Source organism: Streptomyces sp. NPDC002884, assembly GCF_040295245.1.
GTDB lineage: Bacteria > Actinomycetota > Actinomycetes > Streptomycetales > Streptomycetaceae > Streptomyces.
In genome coordinates, this window is record NZ_JBEOVB010000015.1 from 178393 (window position 1) to 199288 (window position 20896).

Consider the following 20896-nt stretch of genomic DNA (forward strand, 5'->3'; position numbering starts at 1 on the left):
CACGCTCGTTGGTCATGACCTGCCGAAGGCCACTTCGACAAACCCGCCCGACGCGTTGAACCCGTCCTTGTGCGGCGCCGTGACCTTGGGCAGGGAGCGAGAGGACACTCGCCTCCTTTCGCCGTCCGACCCGCATCCGCAACGAGGAGACTTCGTGGCCACCGAGACACCGCCCCCCTCGAAATCCCCAGCCCAACTCCCGTCCACCGAGGAGTTCGTCGCGGTGCAGGAGAGCGCGGAGTTCGGTGAACTGCGCAGCTCCTACCGCAACTTCGCCTTCCCGCTGACCGTCGCCTTCATCGTCTGGTACCTGCTGTACGTCCTGCTGTCCAGCTACGCCGGCGACTTCATGGGCACCAAGCTCTTCGGCAACTTCAACGTGGCCATGACCCTCGGCCTCGCCCAGTTCCTCACCACCTTCCTCATCGCCTGGTGGTACGCGCGGACCGCCGCCGCGCGGTTCGACCCCAAGGCCGAGGCCATCAAGTCCCGGATGGAGGGCGGAGCATGAGCCCCGCACAGCACACCCTGCTCGCCGCAGGCGAGGCCAGCGAGCACCGCACGCTGATCATCATCCTGTTCTCGGTGTTCGTCGCCGCGACCCTCGTCATCACCGTCTGGGCCGGCCGCCAGACCAAGGACGCGGCCGACTTCTACGCCGGCGGCCGCCAGTTCACCGGCTTCCAGAACGGGCTCGCCGTCTCCGGCGACTACATGTCCGCCGCGTCCTTCCTCGGCATCGCGGGCGCCATCGCCCTCTTCGGCTACGACGGCTTCCTGTACTCCATCGGCTTCCTGGTCGCCTGGCTGGTCGCCCTGCTCCTGGTGGCCGAGCCGCTGCGCAACTCCGGCCGCTACACGATGGGCGACGTCCTGGCGTACCGCATGCGCCAGCGGCCCGTCCGCACCGCGGCCGGCACCTCCACCATCGTGGTGTCGATCTTCTACCTGCTGGCCCAGATGGCCGGCGCGGGCGTCCTGGTCTCCCTGCTGCTGGGCATCACCAGCGACAGCGGCAAGGTCGGCATCGTCGCGCTGGTCGGCGTACTGATGATCGTCTACGTGACGATCGGCGGTATGAAGGGCACCACCTGGGTCCAGATGGTCAAGGCGGTCCTGCTCATCGCCGGCGCCCTCCTGCTCACCTTCCTGGTCCTGCTGAAGTTCGACTTCAACCTCTCCGACCTGCTCGGCTCGGCCGCCGACAACAGCGGCAAGGGCGCGGCCTTCCTGGAGCCCGGCCTGAAGTACGGCGCCACCGGCACCACCAAACTGGACTTCATCTCCCTCGGCATCGCCCTGGTCCTGGGCACCGCCGGCCTGCCGCACATCCTGATCCGCTTCTACACCGTGCCCACCGCCAAGGCCGCCCGTAAGTCGGTCCTGTGGGCCATCGGCCTGATCGGCGCCTTCTACCTGATGACCCTCGCCCTCGGCTTCGGCGCCGCCGCGCTGATCAAACCGGACGAGATCACCGCCTCCAACAAGGCGGGCAACACCGCGGCGCCCCTGCTCGCGCTCCATCTCGGCGGCGTCGACTCCAACTGGGGCGCGATCCTGCTGGCCACCATCTCGGCGGTCGCCTTCGCCACCATCCTCGCGGTCGTCGCGGGACTCACCCTGGCGTCGTCCTCGTCCTTCGCCCACGACATCTACGCCAACGTCATCAAGAAGGGCACCGCCACCGAGAAGCAGGAGATCAACGCGGCCCGCTACGCCACCGTGGGCATCGGCGCCGTCTCCATCCTCCTGGGCGCCCTCGCCCGCGACCTGAACGTCGCCGGCCTGGTCGCCCTCGCCTTCGCGGTCGCCGCCTCCGCCAACCTCCCGACGATCCTCTACAGCCTCTTCTGGAAGCGGTTCACCACCTCCGGAGCCCTGTGGTCGATCTACGGCGGCCTGGTCACCGCGGTCGGCCTGGTGCTGTTCTCGCCGGTCGTCTCGGGCAAGCCCACCTCGATGTTCCCGGACGTCGACTTCCACTGGTTCCCGCTGGAGAACCCGGGCATCATCTCGATCCCGGTCGGCTTCCTGCTGGGCGTCGTAGGCACCCTGCTGTCGAAGGAGGAGCCCGACAAGGGCAAGTACGCCGAGCTGGAGGTCCGCTCCCTGACCGGCACCGGAGCCCACTGAGCAACCGCTGACCACGCCCCCCCGCGGCCGCGCCGTAGATCCCTACGACGCGGCCGCGTCCCGTCTTCTGGGATCTCGTGTGATCGGGCACTGTCGTTGTCACCGGTGTCACGTAGGCTCGCAAGTGACGGAGAAGGACACGCGATCGCTACGAGGGAGGGGGCCCACGTGCTCATCGACACCTACGGCCGAGTGGCCACCGACCTGAGGGTCTCGCTGACCGACCGGTGCAACCTGCGCTGCACGTACTGCATGCCCGAGGAGGGCCTGCAGTGGCTGGCCAAGCCCGACCTCCTCGACGACGACGAGATCGTCCGCCTGATCGGCATAGCGGTCTCCACGCTCGGCATCGAAGAGGTCCGCTTCACGGGAGGCGAGCCCCTGCTGCGCCCGGGCCTGGTCGGCATCGTCGAGCGGGTCGCGGCCCTGACGCCCCGCCCGCAGATGTCCCTCACGACGAACGGCATCGGCCTGCGCCGCACCGCCTCGGCCCTGAAGGCGGCGGGCCTGGACCGGGTCAACGTCTCCCTCGACACCCTGCGCCCCGACGTCTTCAAGACCCTCACCCGCCGGGACCGGCACAAGGACGTCCTCGAAGGCCTGGAAGCCGCCCGCGAGGCAGGCCTGACCCCGGTGAAGGTCAACTCGGTCCTGATGCCCGGCCTGAACGAGGGCGAGGCGCCGGACCTCCTCGCCTGGGCCGTCGAGCACGACTACGAGCTGCGTTTCATCGAGCAGATGCCCCTGGACGCCCAGCACGGCTGGAAGCGCGAGGGCATGGTCACGGCCGGGGACATCCTGGCCTCCCTGCGCACCCGCTTCGACCTCACCGCCGAGGGCGAGGGGGAGCGCGGCTCCGCCCCGGCCGAACGCTGGCTGGTGAACGGCGGACCGCACCGGGTGGGCGTGATCGCCTCCGTCACCCGCCCGTTCTGCTCGGCCTGCGACCGCACCCGCCTCACGGCCGACGGCCAGGTCCGCACCTGTCTCTTCGCCCGCGAGGAGACGGACCTGCGAGCGGCCCTGCGCTCAGACGCCCCCGACGAGGAGATAGCCCGTATCTGGCGGCTGGCGATGTGGGGCAAGAAGGCGGGCTCGGGCCTGGACGACCCGACCTTCCTCCAGCCGGACCGGCCGATGTCGGCGATCGGCGGCTAGCCTGCCTGCGGGGACTCCCACTCGGTCAGCAGGACGACGTCCTTGAGGAAGCCCCGGACGCCGAGGAACTGCGACAGATGCTCCCGGTGCTCCTCGCACGCGAGCCACGTCTTGCGCCGCTCCGGCGTATGCAGCTTCGGGTTGTTCCACGCCAGCACCCACACCGCGTCGACACGGCAGCCCTTGGCGGAACAGATCGGGGTCTCGTCACTCACAGGCTTGTCTCACCACACGCACACAAAGGCGACGCCGAGCAGCCACGGGGGGAGCTGCCCGGCGTCGGTCCGTCGCTCCGACGGGGGATGCGGAGCGCGTACGAAGTATGTCACGGCCCATGGTGACCACGGCACTGGAACAACATGATTGATCTGAGCTTTTCCTGAGCTTCGGGCACAGCCTGTTCATGGTCTGTTCACGGCCGGCGCTCAGTCGGATCGGGCGCCGGCTCCTTCCGGAGGGATTCCGCGAAGCCCTCCTCTTCCGGGACGGAGCCCACGGATTCACCCTCGGCGCGCGGCGGCGCGATCATGGTTCGCACCGGCGCGGTCAGGAAGGTGGAGGGCAGCGAAGGCACGTTCTCCCGCCCCGCGTTGGCGATCACCACCGAGATATAGGGGAGTACCACCCCCAGGACCAACGCCACGACAGCCACGTGCCGTTCCACGTTCCACAACGTCGCCGCGAGGATCACCGACAGCGTACGGATCGACATCGAGATGATGTAGCGCCGTTGCCGGCCCCGCACGTCGTCCTGGAGTCCCTGTCGCGCACCGGTGATCCGGAACACCTGGACGTTGCCGCCGCCACCCTGCTTCCGCATCACATTCCACCGTCCGCCCGCATCGGCCTTGCCCCGGCCCCTCTCCGGTCCGCACCCGATCGGGGAGCCGGGCCCGGACATCGTCCACGTTACGCCGCGACTGCGCCGCCTTCGAGACCGGGTCGCCCACCGCCCGGGCGAACGTTCTGCGTCCTCCCGCGTATGGCCGCACCCGACATGCGCCGTACGGCGAGCGGACCGAGACTTGGGTCCAATGCTCACGTAGAGCCGTACAAGGAGGCAGCCATGGGCTGGTTGTGGGCGATCATCGTGGGATTCGTGCTGGGCCTGATCGCGAAGGCGATCCTCCCGGGCAAGCAGCACAGCCCGCTCTGGCTGACCACCATCTTCGGCATGCTGGGCGCGATCGTGGGCAACTCGATCGCCCGAGCGGCAGGGGTCGAGGAGACGTCCGGCATCGACTGGAGCCGTCACCTGTTCCAGCTGATCGCCGCGATCATCATCGTCGCCCTGGGAGACATGCTCTACATGGCGACGCTGGGCAAGCGCAAGCAGAGCACATGACCGACCCGCCCCACAGGGGCGCGGGCGACTGCGCGACACGCCACGACGAAAGCCGCGGCCGGCACAGACCCGCACCCCTCATGCGTCACCCGCAGAGCGCGAGCGCGGCACTCAGACCTCGGTGACCTCGACGGCGGCCAGGTTCTTCTTCCCGCGCCGCAGCACCAGCCACCGCCCGTGGATGAGCTCTTCCTTCGCCGGCACGGAGTCCTCCGCGGTGACCTTGACGTTGTTCACGTAGGCCCCGCCCTCCTTCACGGTCCGCCGCGCGGCGGACTTGCTGGCCACCAGACCGACCTCGGCGAACAGGTCCACGACCGGTCCGAGCTCGGCGACCCGGATGTGCGGTACCTCGGAGAGGGCCGCGGCCAGCGTCCGGTCGTCGAGCCCGCCGAGCTCGCCCTGGCCGAAGAGGGCCTTGGACGCGGCGACCACGGCGGCCGTCTGGTCGGCGCCGTGCACCAGCGTCGTCAGCTCCTCGGCCAGCGCGCGCTGAGCGGCCCGGGCCTGCGGACGCTCCTCGGTCTGCCGCTCCAGCTCCTCGATCTCGGCGTGGGACCGGAAGCTGAAGATGCGCAGGAACTTCGACACGTCCCGGTCGTCCGCGTTCAGCCAGAACTGGTAGAAGGCGTACGGCGTGGTCATCTCGGGGTCGAGCCAGATCGTGCCGGTCTCCGTCTTGCCGAACTTGGTGCCGTCCGCCTTGGTGATCAGCGGGGTGGCCAGCGCGTGCACCACGGCGTCGGACTCCACCCGGTGGATCAGGTCGGTGCCCGAGGTGAGGTTGCCCCACTGGTCGCTGCCGCCGGTCTGGAGCGTGCAGCCGTGCCGCCGGAACAGCTCCAGGAAGTCCATGCCCTGGAGGATCTGGTAGCTGAACTCGGTGTAGCCGATGCCCGCGTCGGAGTTGAGCCGCCGGGAGACGGCCTCCTTGGCGATCATCTTGTTGACGCGGAAGTGCTTGCCGACGTCCCGCAGGAACTCGATGGCCGACAGACCCTGCGTCCAGTCCAGGTTGTTGACCATGACGGCCGCGTTCGGGCCCTCGAAGTCGAGCAGCGGCGCGATCTGCGCGCGCAGCCGCTCGACCCACTGGGCGACGACCTCGGGCGAGTTCAGCGTCCGCTCCGCGGTGGGCTTCGGGTCGCCGATCAGCCCGGTGGCGCCCCCGACCAGACCCAGCGGACGGTTGCCCGCCTGCTGGATCCTGCGCATCGTCAGGATCTGCACGAGGTTGCCGAGGTGCAGGCTGGGCGCGGTCGGGTCGAAGCCGCAATAGAACGTGACGGGACCGTCCGCGAACGCCTTGCGCAATGCGTCCTCGTCAGTGGAGAGGGCGATCAGCCCGCGCCACTGCAGTTCGTCGACGATGTCCGTCACGGTTCTCGTATCTCCTTGATGATCTTCAGGCTGCGTCCGGGGTCGAGCGACCACCGGTTACGAGGTTATACGCCCTGGCTGACAGAGCTCATATTGAAGTCCGGCACCCTCAGCGCAGGCATCGCAGCCCTAGTGAACCAGTCGCTCCACTCCCGGGGCAGCGTCTTTTCCGTGCGCCCCGCCTCCGTGGCCCGCCCCAGCAGGCCGACCGGCGACTCGTTGAAGCGGAAGTTGTTCACCTCGCCGACGACCTCGCCGTTCTCCACCAGGTAGACGCCGTCCCGGGTCAGCCCGGTCAGGAGCAGGGTCGCCGGGTCGACCTCGCGGATGTACCACAGGCAGGTCAGCAGCAGTCCGCGCCCGGTGCTCGCGACCATCTCCTCCAGGGAGCGGTCCTCGCCGCCGTCCAGGATCAGGTTGTCGGCCCCGGGAGCCACCGGCAGGCCGGTCAGGGACGCGCTGTGCCGGGTGGTCGTCAGGTGCTTCAGCTCGCCCGCCGCGATCCACTCGGTGGGCCGCACGGGCAGCCCGTTGTCGAAGACCGACTGGTCGCCGCCGGAGGAGTGCGCGATGACGAACGGCGGGGCCTCCAGACCCGGCTCGTTCGGGTCGCTGCGCAACGTCAGTGGCAGGTCGGACAGCTTCTCGCCGAGCCGGGTGCCGCCGCCGGGCTGGGAGAACACCGTCCGGCCCTCGGTCGCGTCACGGCCGGACGCCGACCACAGCTGGTAGATCATCAGGTCGGCCACCGCGGTCGGCGGCAGCAGCGTCTCGTACCGCCCGGCGGGCAGCTCGATCCGCCGCTCCGCCCAGCCCAGCCGTACGGCCAGTTCGGCGTCGAGCGCCGCCGGGTCGACGTCCTTGAAGTCCCGGGTCGAGCGCCCGGCCCACGCCGAGCGGGTCCGGTCCGGGGACTTGGCGTTGAGCTCCAGCGTCCCCTTCGGCTGGTCGTGCCGCAGCCGCAGCCCGGTCGACGTGCCCAGGTACGTCGAGACGAGCTCGTGGTTGGCGAACCCGTACAGCTCGCGACCGCCCGCACGCGCGCGTGCGAACGCCTCACCCAGGGCGGGCGCGAAGTCGGCGAACACCGCCGACGAGGTCTCCGCGGGCGCCTCGGTGAACTCGGGGGACCGCGCCACACCGCTGACCAGCGGCTGCGCGTCCTCGGCGGGGCCGGCGCCCCGCGCGGCGGCCTCGGCGGCCCGGACGAGGGACTCCAGCTCGTCCGCGGTGACGGCGGCCCGCGAGACGACACCGGAGGCGGTGCCCTCCTTGCCGTCGACCGTGGCGATCACGGTGAGCGTGCGCCCGCGCGTGACGCCGTTGGTCGTGAGCGCGTTGCCGGCCCAGCGCAGGTTCGCCGTCGACTGTTCGTCGGCGATCACGACGCAGCCGTCGGCCCGCGACAGTTCGAGGGCGCGCTCGACGATCTCGTGCGGCTGCTGCGCCTTCTTGCCCGCGCTCATCGACCGGCCTCCTGCGTGGTGTTGAGACTGTGCCTTTCCGGGGGATGACCCCCGGACCCCCAGCCGATTCCGGAGTTGACGCTCATCGACCGGCCTCCTGCGTGGTGTTGAGGATGTTGACGCCCTTGAAGAGGGCCGACGGGCAGCCGTGCGACACCGCCGCGACCTGGCCCGGCTGGGCCTTGCCGCAGTTGAAGGCGCCGCCGAGGACGTACGTCTGCGGGCCGCCGACCGCCGCCATCGAGCCCCAGAAGTCGGTGGTCGTCGCCTGGTAGGCGACGTCCCGCAGCTGGCCGGTGATCCGCCCGTTCTCGATCCGGAAGAACCGCTGCCCGGTGAACTGGAAGTTGTAGCGCTGCATGTCGATGGACCAGGACCGGTCGCCGACGACGTAGATGCCCCGGTCGACGCTGCCGATGAGACCCTCGGTCGACATCCCGGCCGGGTCCGGCCGCAACGACACGTTGGCCATGCGCTGCACCGGGACATGGTCGGGGGAGTCGGCGAAGGCGCACCCGTTGGACCGCTCGAACCCGGTCAGCTTCGCGATCCGCCGGTCCAGCTGGTAGCCGACGAGCGTGCCGTCCTTCACGAGGTCCCAGGACTGGCCCTCGACGCCCTCGTCGTCGTAGCCGACGGTCGCGAGGCCGTGCTCGGCGGTGCGGTCACCCGTGACGTTCATCAGGTCCGAGCCGTAGCGCAGCTTGCCGAGCTGGTCGAAGGTGGCGAAGGAGGTGCCGGCGTAGGCGGCCTCGTAGCCGAGGGCCCGGTCCAGCTCGGTGGCGTGGCCGATGGACTCGTGGATGGTCAGCCACAGGTTCGACGGGTCGACGACGATGTCGTACAGCCCCGGCTCGACGCTCGGCGCCCGCATCTTCTCGGCGAGCAGCTCCGGGATCCGGTCGAGCTCCTCGTCCCAGTCCCACCCGGTGCCCGTGAGGTACTCCCAGCCGCGGCCGGCGGGCGGCGCGATCGTGCGCATCGAGTCGAACTCGCCGCTCGACTCGTCGACCGACACCGCGGTCAGCGCCGGGTGCAGCCGTACCCGCTGCTGGGTGGTCACCGTCCCCGCCGTGTCTGCGTAGAACTTGTTCTCGTGGACGGTGAGCAGCGAGGCGTCCACATGGTTGATCCCGTTCGCCGCCAGCAGTCGCGCGCTCCAGTCCGCGAGCAGCGCCGCCTTCTCCCCGTCGGGGACGGTGAACGGGTCGATCTCGTAGGACGAGATCCACGTCCTGTCGGCGTGCACCGGCTCGTCGGCGAGTTCCACCCGCTCGTCCGAACCGGCGGCCTTGATCACCTGCGCCGACAGCTTGGCCATCGCCACGGCCTGCGAGGCGACCCGGGCCGCGGCGTCCATCGTCAGATCCACGCCGGACGCGAACCCCCACGTACCGCCGTGCACCACGCGCACCGCGTACCCGAGGTCGGTCGTGTCGGACGACCCGGAGGGCTTGGCGTCCCGCAGTCGCCAGGACGCGCTGCGCACCCGCTCGAACCGGAAGTCCGCGTGCTCCGCCCCCAGCGCACGCGCGCGTGCGAGAGCGGCGTCGGCGAGGGCGCGTAGGGGTAGGGCCGTGAAACTCTCATCGATGCTGTGGGGCACCTACGTCTCTCCCTGGTGTCGTCACGTGTGAAGGCCTCGATCATGTCGCGCCCGGCAGCCCCGGACCACACGTTTCCGCCCCGCTTCCGCAAACTTTCTGTAGAGACCCCACAGTCAGTCCGGTGAGCCACTGTCGGTGCCCGAATGTCCGTCGGACGAGGCAGACCGATAGGTTTCGAGGGAAGTCACCTGCCCTCCAGTGTTCGGGCGGGTGCGTCAGACCCCTATCGAAAGGGTGATCCGTTGAGCCGCTCGGTTCTCGTCACCGGAGGAAACCGGGGCATCGGCCTCGCCATCGCCCGAGCGTTCGCCGATGCCGGCGACAAGGTCGCGATCACGTACCGCTCGGGCGAGCCACCGGCCGGCTTCTTCGCGGTCAAGTGCGACATCACCGACTCCGAGCAGGTGGAGCAGGCCTACAAGGAGATCGAGGCCGAGCACGGCCCCGTCGAGGTCCTGATCGCCAACGCCGGCGTCACCAAGGACCAGCTCCTGATGCGCATGTCCGAGGAGGACTTCACCTCGGTCATCGACACCAACCTCACCGGTACCTTCCGCGTGGTCAAGCGCGCGAACCGCGCCATGCTGCGCGCCAAGAAGGGCCGTGTCGTCCTGATCTCCTCGGTCGTGGGCCTGCTCGGCTCCGCCGGGCAGGCGAACTACGCCGCCTCCAAGGCCGCCCTGGTCGGCTTCGCGCGCTCCCTCGCCCGTGAGTTGGGATCGCGCAACATCACCTTCAACGTCGTCGCGCCTGGCTTCGTCGACACCGACATGACCAAGGTGCTCACCGACGAGCAGCGCGCGGGCATCGTCTCGCAGGTCCCGCTCGGCCGGTACGCGCAGCCGGAGGAGATCGCCGCGACGGTGCGGTTCCTCGCCTCGGACGACGCCTCGTACATCACTGGAGCCGTCATTCCCGTTGACGGCGGACTGGGAATGGGTCACTGATCACCATGAGCGGAATCCTCGAGGGCAAGCGCGTCCTGATCACCGGCGTGCTGCTGGAGTCCTCCATCGCCTTCCACACCGCCAAGCTGGCCCAGGAGCAGGGTGCCGAGATCATCCTGACCGCGTTCCCGCGGCCCACGCTGACCGAGCGCATCGCCAAGAAGCTGCCGAAGCCGACCAAGGTCATCGAGCTCGACGTGACGAACGACGAGCACCTCGGCCGGCTGGCCGACATCGTCGGCGAGGAGCTCGGCGGTCTCGACGGCGTCGTGCACTCCATCGGCTTCGCGCCGCAGGACGCCATGGGCGGCAACTTCCTCAACACGCCGTTCGAGTCGGTCGCCACGGCCATGCACGTCTCGGCGTTCTCCCTGAAGTCGCTCACCATGGCCTGTCTGCCGCTGATGCAGAACGGCGGCTCGGTCGTCGGCCTCACCTTCGACGCCTCGTTCGCGTGGCCGCAGTACGACTGGATGGGCCCCGCCAAGGCGGCCCTGGAGGCCACCAGCCGCTACATGGCGCGTGACCTGGGCAAGCAGAACATCCGCTGCAACCTGGTCTCCGCCGGTCCCATCGGTTCCATGGCGGCCAAGTCCATCCCGGGCTTCTCCGAACTGGCCTCCGTGTGGGACGACCGCTCCCCGCTGGAGTGGGACCTCAACGACCCCGGCCCGGCCGGCCGCGGCGTCGTCGCCCTGCTGAGCGACTGGTTCCCGAAGACCACGGGGGAGATCGTGCACGTCGACGGTGGTCTGCACGCCATCGGAGCCTGATCACCGACACGCCGTCGACGCCCCGTTCCCCCGCCCGCGCGCGGGGAGCGGGGCGTCACCCGTTCGGCTCACCGGCCAGGCGGGGGAGTGACCCGGCGAGGCACTCTGAAGTGCGGGTTCCTTACCGCGCTTTCCTCCCCAGCACGGCCGAGGAGGTCCCCTTGTGCGCCTGTCTCGCAGCCTGGCCCCAGTGACCGTCGCCGTCTGTCTCGTCCTGTCGCTGCCGTACGACGCGCTGCCGCACGCACGCGTGGCGGCCCGGCCGGCCACCGCCGCACCCGAGGAGCCGTTCGGCGCGGAGTGCCGCACCGAGATCCTCGGTTCCCGCGTCGTCGCCCACTGCCACAACCCCTACGCCGACACCGACCGTGTCCGCCTGCACATCGAGTGCGACCGTTGGTGGGATCTCGACACCGACGGCACCCCGCTCGACGCGGGCCCGGCCCAGACCGTACGGCTCACCGGCCGCTGCTGGAAGGAGGTCCGCTCGGCCTGGGTCAGCCATCAGAAGCGGTGAACCGTCCGGGCCGGCACAGCAAGGGATAGCCGGCCGCCTCGACGGCGGCGGCCTCCGCGTCGCCCGCGCGGATCGCGTCCACCAGCCGCGTGTGGTCCATGTACGTCTCCGGTGTCAGCTCCTCGCCGACGTCCTCGCGCAGCCAGTCCCGCAGCACCTCGCCGAGGTCCGCGTACATCGCGGTCATGACGTCGTTGTGGGAGGCCGCCACCACCGCGAGGTGGAAGGTCGCGTCCGCCGTCACGAACGCCTCGGTGTCCCCTGAGTCCCAGGCCTCCTCGCGCCGCAGGAGGAGCGTGTCCAGCTGCTTGAGGTCCTTCTCCGTGCGCCGTCCGGCCGCCAGCTTGGCCGCACTCGACTCCAGCGTGGCGCGCAGCTCGGCGATGTGCCCGGGGTCGGCGTCGGCGAAGCGGCGGTGCATCACGCCCGCCAGTTCGCTGGTCGCCACGACGTAGGTGCCCGAGCCCTGCCGGATGTCCAGCAGCCCGTTGTGCGCGAGCGCCCGGACGGCCTCGCGGACCGTGTTGCGGGCGACGCCCAGCTGTTCGACCAGCTCGGGCTCGGTGGGGATGCGCGCGCCGACCGGCCACTCGCCCGAGGTGATCTGGGTGCGCAGCGCGGCGATGACCTGCTCGGAGAGCGCCGATCGCCGGGGATGGCTCAGGGGCATGGCACACCTTCGCACGGGTGGGGTGGCCGAGGGGAACCCGGGCATGGACAACCAATCATCCTATGATTCTATGATGGTCGGCATGGCAAGCGAGCAGACCCGGACGACGACACCCCCGCACCTCCGCACCTCGGCGCAGGGCGAGCACCCGCAAGGCTCCACGCGCGCGTGGAACCGGCGCACCTGGCTGCTCGTCGTCGGCATCGTGCTGGCCGCCCTCAACCTCCGGCCCGCCATCACGAGCCTGGGCGCCCTCCTGGAAGAGGTGCGCGACGGACTCGGCATGAGCGGCAGCGTCGCCGGGCTCCTCACCTCCGTGCCCCCGCTCTGCTTCGCCGTCTTCGGCGTCATGGCACCCCGTCTCGCCCGCCGCTTCGGGCCGGGCGCGGTGGTGTGCGCCGGCATGGCCGCCATCACGGCGGGACTGCTCCTGCGCCCCTACGCGGGCGGCCCGGCGGGGTTCCTCGCCGCCAGTGCCCTCGCCCTCATGGGCATCGCCGTCAGCAACGTCCTGATGCCGGTCATCGTCAAACGCCACTTCCCCGACCGGGTCGGCACCATGACCGGCCTGTACTCGATGGCCCTCGCCCTGGGCACCGCCACCGCCGCCGCCGTCACCGTGCCCATGACCGAGGCGCTGGGCGGCAGTTGGCAGACCGGACTCGCGCTGTGGGCGGGCCTGGCGGCGGCGGCCGTCCTGCCCTGGCTGCCGCTCGCACGGGACCGCGCGACGGCACCGGGCGGCGCGGCCACGGCGCCGGAGCGGTCGGAGCGGGGCCCGCGGTCCGCCCCGCAGGTCCACGCGCGCGTGCCGCAGCCGTCGGCCGCCCCGCTGCGCATCACCCGCAGCCGTACCGCCTGGGCGCTCGCCGTCTTCTTCGGCCTGCAGGCCACCGCCGCCTACATCACCATGGGCTGGATGCCGCAGATCTTCCGGGACGCCGGGGTGCCCGCGAGCACGGCCGGGCTGCTCCTCGCCGTGACGATGGCGATGGGCGTGCCGCTGGCCTTCGTCATCCCGCGCGTCGCCACCCGGCTGCCGCACCAGGGCCCGATCGTGCTCGCGCTCGGCGGCTGCGGCCTCGTCGGATACACCGGCCTGTACCTGGCGCCGGCCGGCGGCGCCTGGGCCTGGGCCCTGCTGCTAGGCATCGCCAACTGCGCCTTCCCGCTGGCCCTCACGATGGTCGGGATGCGCGCCAGGAGCGGCGCGGGCGTGGCCCAGCTGTCGGCGTTCGCGCAGAGCACCGGCTATCTGATCTCCATCCCCGGCCCGCTCCTGGTGGGGGTGCTCTACCAGCACAGCGGCGGCTGGGGCCTGCCCCTCGCGCTGATGGCGGCCCTGATGGTCCCGCAGACGGTCGTGGGCGTCCTGGCCGGCCGGGACCGCACGGTGGAGGAGGAAGCCGCCCGCTGACCCCCCGGGGGACCACCGGGGACGCGGGGTGGGAGACTTGCCGTATGCCAGTGCTCGACCCGAATCCCCAGAACGGCCAGAAGAAGATGCTGATCGTCTTCGGCGCGTTCTTCGCCATCTTCGTCGTCATCGCCGTCATCGCGACCATCGCCTCGCCCTGACGGCCCGGCCGTGTCGACCGGCCCCGTCCGCCCCGCCGTGAACCCGTCCGAGCGACGGGGGTGGGGTTAACCCCCCTGTCCCCTAGGGGGTGAGGGTCAGGGTCAAGTGGGTGGATCACCGGATGGGTTGGGGGCCGCCGATTCCGTAACTTCGAGGTGTGACCGCAGGACGCCGGTCACCTGCCGAGGTCCACGGACCACTCGAAGACAGCGGAGGCACCCATGTCGGCCCCTACGCACACCCGGCCCCACCCGGCCACCTCGGGCGGCGTCGACACCTGGCTGCCCTGGTGGGCCCTCGCCCTCCCGACGCTCGCCTTCATCACCCTGCTGGTGCTGATACTGAACCCCGCCGACGCCGACGCGGCCACCGGGGACCCGGCGATCACCCACCTCGTCGAGCGCGTGCAACAGCTGATCACCCGCTAGGGCGGAGCCCGGGACCGCTGGTGAAGCCGCATGTCAACTCCCTGCGCCCCATGGCCTGTTTCATGCGAAGCTGGGACTCATGAGCGTCGCAGAACCCCGCAGGATCGTCCTCCTCCGTCATGCGAAGGCCGACTGGCCGCAGGTGACCGACCATGAGCGTCCGCTCGCTGACCGGGGGCGCAAGGACGCCGCCGTCGCCGGACGCAAGCTGGTCGACACCGGTATCCCCGTCGACCTGGCCGTCTGCTCCACCGCGGCCCGCACCCGCGAGACGTGGAAGCTCGCCGTCCACGAGTTCCCGCAGCGGCCGAAAACGGTCTACGAGGAGCGGATCTACGAGGCCTCCCCGGGTGAGCTGATCGCCCTGCTCAACGAAACACCCGACGACGTGCGTGACCTCGTCCTGATCGGCCACAACCCGGGCATCCAGGGTCTCGCCGACATCCTCTCCGGCCGGAGCGAGGGCGACGCCGCCGAGCGGATGGGCCGCCGCGGATTCCCGGCCGCCGCCTTCGCCGTCGTCTCCTTCGACGGCTCCTGGAAGTCCCTGGAACCGGGCGTGGCCACGCTGCTCGACTACTGGGCGCCCTCCGAGTGACCCACCCGGCACCCGCGAGGGCCCGGCGCCACCACGGCGCCGGGCCCTCTTCGTCCCTCGGGGCGCCCGTGCGTCCGTGCGCCGGCACCCCCGTCTCTTCGCCCCGCCCGCGCGGGGCTACTGCTCGTCGTGCGTCTCCGCGGCCTCGACCTCTTCGCGGGTGATGCCGAGCAGGTACAGCACGGTGTCCAGGAACGGCACGTTCACCGCCGTGTGCGCCGCCTCGCGCACCACCGGCTTGGCGTTGAAGGCCACCCCGAGACCGGCCGCGTTGAGCATGTCGAGGTCGTTGGCGCCGTCACCGATCGCCACGGTCTGCGAGAGCGGTACGCCCGCCTCGGCGGCGAACCGGCGCAGCAGCCGCGCCTTGCCCGCACGGTCCACGATCTCGCCGGTGACCCGGCCTGTGAGCCTGCCGTCGACGATCTCCAGCGTGTTGGCCTGCGCGAAGTCCAGGCCGAGCCGCTCCTGAAGGTCGTCGGTGACCTGGGTGAAACCGCCGGAGACGACCCCCACCTGGTATCCGAGCCGCTTCAGGGTCCGGATCAGCGTGCGCGCGCCCGGCGTCAGCCGGACCTCGGCGCGCACCTTGTCCACGACCGAGGCGTCCAGCCCCGCCAGCAGTGCCACGCGCGCGTGCAGCGACTGCTCGAAGTCGAGCTCACCACGCATCGCGGCCGCTGTCACCTCGGCGACCTCGTCCTCACAGCCGGCGTGCGCGGCGAAGAGCTCGATCACCTCGTCCTGGATCAGGGTGGAGTCGACGTCCATGACGACGAGCCGCTGGGCCCGCCGGTACAGGCCCGCGCCCACCACCGCGACGTCCACCCCCAGCGCCGCCGCACCCGTGACCAGGGCGGTGCGCAGGGGCTCGGTCTCCACACCGGAGACGGCGAACTCGACGGCGGTGACGGGGTACTTGGCCAGCCGGAAGATACGGTCGATGTTGCCACCGGCCTTCGTGATCTTCGCCGCCACCGCCGCGGTGGCCTGCGCGGTGAGCGGATGCCCGAGCACCGTGACCAGCGACCGGCCGAGACCGCGCGGCCGGTTGTCACCGAGGCCGGAGATGATCTCGGCCTGCATCTTCATCGACTCGGCCCAGCTGTGGACCGTCGACCGCAGGTCCCCCTCGAGACCGGCCGGCGGCTCGGTCACGAGCGCGCACAGGACCATCCGGCCCCGGGTGACCACCTGCTCGATGTCGACCACGTCGACGGAGAAGGCGGCGAGGGTGTCGAAAAGGCCGGCCGTGATGCCCGGCCTGTCCTTGCCGAAGATCTTGACAAGGAGCGTAGGGACGTCAGAGGACGAAGTCTGCAAAGCGCTCATGGTGTACCCACCGTATCCGGCACCCAGTGCCGCGCGCCGCCGAGGTCCGCCTGACGGACGGGGAACAGTGGATGTCGACGAGGTGGCGCGCTCCTCAACGGCCGGCTGCGGGCGTTCCGCGGGCGTTTCGGCCCCCGCCCCTCACCGCGGCCCGCCAGGCTTCCCGGGCCCCCTGGGAGGAGCGGGAGGAGGCGGTGGCGGCGGAGGCGGCGGACCCTCCTGCGGTCCGGGCGCCGGCCGCTCACCGGGCCGCGGGCCGGGAGGACGGCGCGGGGCCCGGGGCGGCGGCCCGAGCGGCCGGACCACCGTCGGAGCGCCGTAGACGTCGTCCGCCCCCGGTGGTCCGGCAGGCGGCCGCCCGTCGCCCGGCGGAGGCTCGGTGCGCCGGGAGCTCTCGTACGGCCTCGACGGCCCGCCCCTGTCCCCCCTGGGCCGCTCGGGCCGAGCCCGCTCCGGCCGCGTGTCCCAGGATTCCCGTGACTCCCGCAACTCCTCCGGAACCCGCAGATAGGGATTGGTCGCCGGATTCGGCGGCCGGTACGCCGGCGCGCCCGGCGCGTACGGCCCGGCCAGGTCGTCCGGGCGCCCCGAAGGCCCCCGGGTCCCGCCGGGGCCCGCGGTGCCACTCGGGTCACTGCGTGCCAGTGGCGCCGCCCGTCGCCCGGCGGCCCCCGTGGCCCGTGCCAGCAGCGCACCGGCGGCCCCCGCCCCCGCGCCCCACCCGGCGCCCAGCAGCAGCGCCGCACCGAGGTGTCCGTGCAGTTCGATCCCGGCCCCGAAGGCGTCGAACCCCAGCACGGACAGCGAGGCGTCCACGGACACGTTCGTCAGCCAGGCGATCAACGGCAACGCCACGGCGGTCGCCGCCCCCAGCCGCACGGCACACCGCCCGGCGAATCCGACCGCCCCGCCTCCGAGCCCGCCCCGGCCCCCGGACCCGGCTCCCGCTCCCGGCGCGGCCGCAGCTCCCGCTCCCGGTCCCGGTCCGGCCGCGGCCACCGCTCCCGACCCAGCCCTGGAGGCCGCCTTCGACCCGCCCCTCGCGGCCGGCGCGAATCCCGTCGACCCCGCAGGCGTCCGCACCGCCGTCAGCACCCCCGCCAGCAGCATCATCAGCGCGGCCGCCACGCCCAGCAGCCAGACCCGTCCGTCCAGCTCGGCGAGGCGGCCCAGGGTCACCGACCGTTCGGTGCCGACGCCCAGCAGATCGTCCAGCGGATCCGGGAGGACGCGCGTCAGCGCGCCCGTCGCCCGGCCGTCCCAGGGGACGAACAAGCCGATCGGGATGCCCAGCCAGACCCCGTTCGGCGCGCCGAGCAGCGCCGCCCCCGCGATCCGCTTCGGGTGGTCGTCGCCGATCGCCGCGTACGCCGCCGCTGCCAACCCGGCCGCCACCGCCACCAGCAGCACGGTCACGACGGCGGACACCGCGGGCCGCACCACCCGGTGCACCGCCTCCCAGCCGCTCGGCAGCGGCGTGCGGCGCGAGGCCAGCAGCGCGATCAGCAGGATGCCGAGGGACCAGCCGAGGCCGCCGAGCAGGGTGGGCGCCGTGTCGACGGTGAAGCCGACCGCGGCCTTCGCGTCGACGAGGTCGCCGAGCCGGTCGGGCAGCAGTCCGCCGATGTCCCCGATCCCGGGGATCTCCAGGCCGCCACCGCCACCGCCACCGCCACCGCCACCGCCGGGCAGGTCGTCCAGCCCCAGCGCGCCCCCGTCGATCGTGATGACGTCGTGCCCCGCCCAGGCCAGTCCGCCGAGCATCGCCACGTACAGCGCGACCACCGACCCGACGCGCGCGAGGAGTTCGGCCGGGGCGATCACAACTCCCGCCGTGCGCAGGGACCGCAGGAAGAACCACGAGAGCAGCAGCGCGCCCACCAGGCTCACCCCCAATGGCGTGATCTCGATGGCCGTGTTCGCCTCCGCGCCCGTGAGCCCGAAAGCGGACACATCGCCCGACGGAGTCACCGAGCCGCCGGCGGCCAGGGCGACCACGGCGGCCGTCATCGGGCCCAACGAGCCCGCGGAGTCCGCCTCCAGGAGATGCAGTCCCAGCGCCGCCGTCCCCGCCATCCCGATCAGCGCCCAGCTCACCGCCGCGACCGCGGCCAGCAGCACGTCGATCCACGGCACGCCCCTGCCGCGCGCCGCGCTCCCACTGCCCTCGACACCCGTACCGGCACTCATGCAGACCCCCCGATCCGCGGCGCGCGGCGACGAAGATCGCCGCTTCCGTCCCCCTCGCGTGCCTTTACCACTCTCCGGGCCGGTTTCAACCCCGTCAACGGGAACGGCCGATACGCTCGCCCACGCTCTTCACAAGGCCCGACTTTCGGTCAGGGGGCCGCTACTGAAATAGTTCCCCCCGATGTTCGACATCCCTAGACTCCCCGTTGATGGGGCTAACTCGGGGGACAACTCAGTGGGGCTGGAGTGCCGGAACTCGTACTGGAATTGAACGGACGCACCTGGACGCTCGATCCGTCCAGGCCATACACCCTCGGACGTGATCCGCAGGGCGACATCGTCCTCGACGACGCCAGGGTCTCCTGGCGTCACGCCACGGTCAGCTTCAACGGGCGCAGTTGGGTCGTCGAGGACCACGGGAGCACCAACGGCACGTTCGCGCAGGGGCAGCGGATCCATCAACTGGAGATCGGCCCCGGCTCGGCGCTGCACCTGGGCAACGCGACCGACGGGCCGCGGGTGAACCTCTCGGGGACGCAGGCGCCCGCCGCGCAGCCCCAGCAGCCGTACGCCGCGCAGGCCGCGAACCCGGGCTGGGCCCAGCAGGCCCCGCCGCAGCAGGCGCCGCAGGCCGGATGGCAGCCGCCGCCGCAGGGCGCGCCGCAGGTCCCGCAGCAGCAGGGGCCGAGCGAGCCGTACGCGCAGCGGGTGCCCGGTGGAGGCGCGGGGGCGCCGCCGGTCTACGGAGACCGCAGCCCGACCACGTTCCACCAGTTCTCCCTCGGCCGCGTGATGCGCATCGGCCGTGCCCTGGAGAACGAGCTGGTCGTCTCGGACCTCCAGGTCTCGCGTCACCACGCCGAGTTCCACTCGACGCCCGACGGCCGGATGGAGATCCGCGACCTCGGCTCGCACAACGGCACCTATGTCAACGGCCAGCCGATCCCCAAGGGCGGCTCGGTCCAGCTGGGGTCCACCGACATCGTCGGCGTCGGCCACTCGACGTTCCGGATCGTCGCCGACCGGCTCGAGGAGTTCGTCGACACCGGTGAGGTCTCCTTCTCGGCCCGCCACCTGACCGTCACGGTCGACGGCGGCAAGCAGATCCTGAAGGACGTCTCCTTCGGTGTCCCGGAGAAGTCCCTGATCGCGGTCATCGGACCGTCCGGTTCCGGCAAGTCGACCCTGCTCAAGGCGCTGACGGGCTACCGTCCCGCCAACCAGGGCGACGTCCTCTACGACAACCGGAACCTGTACAAGCAGTTCGCCGAGCTGCGCCAGCGCATCGGTCTGGTCCCGCAGGACGACATCCTGCACAAGGAACTGACCGTCAAGAGGGCTCTCAAGTACGCGGCCAAGCTCCGCTTCCCCGCCGACACCACGGGCGCCGAGCGCGACGCCCGCATCGACGAGGTGCTGCGCGAGCTCAAGCTGGACATCCACAAAGAGAAGAAGATCACCTCCCTCTCCGGCGGCCAGCGCAAGCGCGTCTCGGTGGCCCTGGAGCTGCTCACCAAGCCGTCGCTGATCTTCCTGGACGAGCCGACCTCCGGCCTCGACCCCGGCATGGACCGCGATGTCATGCAGCTGCTGCGCGGCCTCGCCGACGACGGCCGCACGGTCCTGGTCGTCACGCACTCGGTGGCGGAGCTCGCGATCTGCGACAAGCTGCTGGTGATGGCGCCGGGCGGTGCCGTCGCCTACTTCGGCCCGCCCGAGGAGGCGCTGAACTTCTTCGGCTACGACACCTGGGCCGACGTCTTCTCCGCCTTCGAGAACTACCGCGACTACGACTGGGCGGGCCGCTGGAAGGGCTCGCAGCACTACCAGATGTACGCCGCGGACATCGACGCCATCGCGCCGCAGTCCGTACAGATGCCGCCGATGCAGGCGATGAAGCCGCCGAAGCCGCAGGGCTGGATGTCCCAGTTCGTCACGCTGGTGCGCCGCTATGCCTCGGTGATCGCCTCCGACAAGGGCTTCCTGGCCCTGACGGTGATCCTGCCGGCCGTCCTCGGCGCGGTGAGCCTGCTCATCGACTCCGGGAACAGCCTGCTGCCCAACCCGGTCAACCCGAAGACCGGCCGGATCATCCCCAACGGCACGGCCACCACCGTCCTGCTGATCCTCGCGGTCGGCGCCTGCTTCGCGGGCGCGGCCAACTCGGTCCGCGAGCTCATCAAGGAACGGGTCATCTACGAGCGGGAACGCGCGACCGGCCTGTCCCGGTCCGCGTACCTGATGTCCAAGGTGTTCGTGCTCGGCGTGGTCACCCTGCTCCAGGGCCTGATGGTCGGCGTGATCGGCTTCGCGAGCCGGGAGATCCCGACGCAGGGCCTGGTCCTCGGCAGCGCCACCATGTTCGAGCTCTCCATCCCGATCATGGCGCTGGGCTTCACCTCGATGATGTTCGGCCTGGTCATCTCGTCGCTGGTGAAGACGGCCGAGAAGACCATGCCGCTGCTGGTCATGTTCGCGATCATCCAGGTCGTGTTCACCGGCTGCCTGTTCACCCTGAACGGCGCGGTCGGCGTCAACGAGTTCTCGTACCTGATGCCCTCGCGCTGGGCGGTCGCCGCCGCGGGCGCCACGCTGGACTTCAACAAGATCAGCCCGCCCAAGGACGGCGGTGAGACGGACCCGCTGTGGGAGCACACCGTCGGCGCCTGGGGCCTGGACATGGTCGCGCTGATCGTCCTCGGCGTGATCTGCGGCTTCTTCGTGGCCCGCTTCCTGCGCCGCCACGAGCCCGAGGTCATGCGCAAGTAGTCGC

20 protein-coding genes are annotated in these 20896 nt (G+C 71.1%); 12 read left to right on the forward strand and 8 right to left on the reverse strand.

Translation table 11 applies throughout. From position 1 onward, the window contains the following. Positions 1 to 154: 154 nt before the first annotated feature. From ABT070_RS27700 to moaA, 3 genes are all read left to right on the forward strand, one after another. The gene (locus ABT070_RS27700) at positions 155 to 511 is read left to right on the forward strand and encodes a DUF485 domain-containing protein (protein WP_351764584.1); all 357 of its coding nucleotides are present in this window, start codon (positions 155 to 157) and stop codon (positions 509 to 511) included. Beyond that, a complete protein-coding gene (locus ABT070_RS27705) occupies positions 508 to 2133 on the forward strand; it encodes a monocarboxylic acid transporter (RefSeq protein ID WP_351764585.1) in 1626 nt (541 codons plus the stop codon). The genes ABT070_RS27700 and ABT070_RS27705 overlap by 4 nt, the downstream gene beginning before the upstream one ends. A gap of 168 nt (positions 2134 to 2301) precedes the next feature. Further along, positions 2302 to 3291 (forward strand): GTP 3',8-cyclase MoaA, encoded by a 990-nt coding sequence (gene moaA, locus ABT070_RS27710; RefSeq protein WP_351764586.1) that lies wholly within the window; start codon positions 2302 to 2304, stop codon positions 3289 to 3291. On the opposite strand, the gene ABT070_RS27715 is transcribed toward moaA, so the two are convergent. Together ABT070_RS27715 and ABT070_RS27720 are read right to left on the reverse strand one after the other, a co-directional pair. Further along, a complete protein-coding gene (locus tag ABT070_RS27715; protein ID WP_351764587.1) occupies positions 3288 to 3506 on the reverse strand; it encodes a hypothetical protein in 219 nt (72 codons plus the stop codon). The genes moaA and ABT070_RS27715 overlap by 4 nt on opposite strands. A 197-nt stretch (positions 3507 to 3703) precedes the next feature. Beyond that, positions 3704 to 4111, reverse strand: coding sequence for a DUF3099 domain-containing protein (locus ABT070_RS27720; protein ID WP_351764622.1), 408 nt, complete (start codon positions 4109 to 4111; stop codon positions 3704 to 3706). Between the two features lie 246 nt (positions 4112 to 4357). On the opposite strand from ABT070_RS27720, the gene ABT070_RS27725 reads away from it, so the two are divergent. Further along, complete coding sequence (locus ABT070_RS27725; protein ID WP_351764588.1) at positions 4358 to 4636, forward strand: GlsB/YeaQ/YmgE family stress response membrane protein; 279 nt, start codon at positions 4358 to 4360, stop codon at positions 4634 to 4636. Between the two features lie 111 nt (positions 4637 to 4747). Here ABT070_RS27725 and tyrS read toward each other — a convergent pair whose 3' ends face one another. From tyrS to ABT070_RS27740, 3 genes are all read right to left on the reverse strand, one after another. Next, on the reverse strand, positions 4748 to 6016 hold the full coding sequence (gene tyrS / locus ABT070_RS27730; RefSeq protein WP_351764589.1) for a tyrosine--tRNA ligase: 1269 nt from the start codon (positions 6014 to 6016) through the stop codon (positions 4748 to 4750). A 65-nt stretch (positions 6017 to 6081) separates the two neighbouring features. Next, the gene (locus ABT070_RS27735) at positions 6082 to 7482 is read right to left on the reverse strand and encodes a metallopeptidase TldD-related protein (protein WP_351764590.1); all 1401 of its coding nucleotides are present in this window, start codon (positions 7480 to 7482) and stop codon (positions 6082 to 6084) included. 82 nt (positions 7483 to 7564) lie between these two features. Next, positions 7565 to 9088: a TldD/PmbA family protein gene (locus ABT070_RS27740; RefSeq protein ID WP_351764591.1), complete on the reverse strand. Its 1524-nt coding sequence runs from the start codon at positions 9086 to 9088 to the stop codon at positions 7565 to 7567. Positions 9089 to 9331: 243 nt separating this feature from the next. On the opposite strand from ABT070_RS27740, the gene fabG reads away from it, so the two are divergent. The 3 genes from fabG to ABT070_RS27755 all read left to right on the forward strand — a co-directional run bounded on the left by fabG (position 9332) and on the right by ABT070_RS27755 (position 11326). Then, positions 9332 to 10036: a 3-oxoacyl-[acyl-carrier-protein] reductase gene (gene fabG, locus ABT070_RS27745; protein WP_020130402.1), complete on the forward strand. Its 705-nt coding sequence runs from the start codon at positions 9332 to 9334 to the stop codon at positions 10034 to 10036. Between the two features lie 5 nt (positions 10037 to 10041). Beyond that, the gene (gene fabI, locus ABT070_RS27750; protein ID WP_020130401.1) at positions 10042 to 10809 is read left to right on the forward strand and encodes an enoyl-ACP reductase FabI; all 768 of its coding nucleotides are present in this window, start codon (positions 10042 to 10044) and stop codon (positions 10807 to 10809) included. Between the two features lie 163 nt (positions 10810 to 10972). Next, entirely contained in the window at positions 10973 to 11326 is a 354-nt protein-coding gene (locus tag ABT070_RS27755) for a hypothetical protein (protein WP_351764592.1), read from the forward strand. On the opposite strand, the gene ABT070_RS27760 is transcribed toward ABT070_RS27755, so the two are convergent. Beyond that, a complete protein-coding gene (locus tag ABT070_RS27760) occupies positions 11307 to 11996 on the reverse strand; it encodes a FadR/GntR family transcriptional regulator (protein WP_351764593.1) in 690 nt (229 codons plus the stop codon). The genes ABT070_RS27755 and ABT070_RS27760 overlap by 20 nt on opposite strands. A 70-nt stretch (positions 11997 to 12066) precedes the next feature. On the opposite strand from ABT070_RS27760, the gene ABT070_RS27765 reads away from it, so the two are divergent. The 4 genes from ABT070_RS27765 (at position 12067) to ABT070_RS27780 (ending at position 14601) form a co-directional block, all read left to right on the forward strand. Next, entirely contained in the window at positions 12067 to 13413 is a 1347-nt protein-coding gene (locus tag ABT070_RS27765) for a CynX/NimT family MFS transporter (RefSeq protein ID WP_351764594.1), read from the forward strand. 44 nt (positions 13414 to 13457) lie between these two features. Then, complete coding sequence (locus ABT070_RS27770; protein WP_351764595.1) at positions 13458 to 13574, forward strand: SGM_5486 family transporter-associated protein; 117 nt, start codon at positions 13458 to 13460, stop codon at positions 13572 to 13574. Between the two features lie 222 nt (positions 13575 to 13796). Further along, positions 13797 to 14003: a hypothetical protein gene (locus ABT070_RS27775; RefSeq protein ID WP_351764596.1), complete on the forward strand. Its 207-nt coding sequence runs from the start codon at positions 13797 to 13799 to the stop codon at positions 14001 to 14003. Positions 14004 to 14082: 79 nt separating this feature from the next. Next, positions 14083 to 14601 carry a SixA phosphatase family protein gene (locus tag ABT070_RS27780; protein WP_351764597.1) on the forward strand — a complete coding sequence of 173 codons (519 nt, stop codon included), beginning with the start codon at positions 14083 to 14085 and terminating at the stop codon, positions 14599 to 14601. A gap of 117 nt (positions 14602 to 14718) precedes the next feature. Here the strand turns inward: ABT070_RS27780 and serB are convergent, their stop codons facing one another. After that, on the reverse strand, positions 14719 to 15933 hold the full coding sequence (gene serB, locus ABT070_RS27785; RefSeq protein WP_351764598.1) for a phosphoserine phosphatase SerB: 1215 nt from the start codon (positions 15931 to 15933) through the stop codon (positions 14719 to 14721). 141 nt (positions 15934 to 16074) lie between these two features. Next, positions 16075 to 18123: a streptophobe family protein gene (locus tag ABT070_RS27790; RefSeq protein ID WP_351764599.1), complete on the reverse strand. Its 2049-nt coding sequence runs from the start codon at positions 18121 to 18123 to the stop codon at positions 16075 to 16077. A 246-nt stretch (positions 18124 to 18369) separates the two neighbouring features. On the opposite strand from ABT070_RS27790, the gene ABT070_RS27795 reads away from it, so the two are divergent. Continuing rightward, positions 18370 to 20892 carry an ABC transporter ATP-binding protein/permease gene (locus ABT070_RS27795; RefSeq protein ID WP_351764600.1) on the forward strand — a complete coding sequence of 841 codons (2523 nt, stop codon included), beginning with the start codon at positions 18370 to 18372 and terminating at the stop codon, positions 20890 to 20892. Positions 20893 to 20896 lie beyond the last annotated feature (4 nt).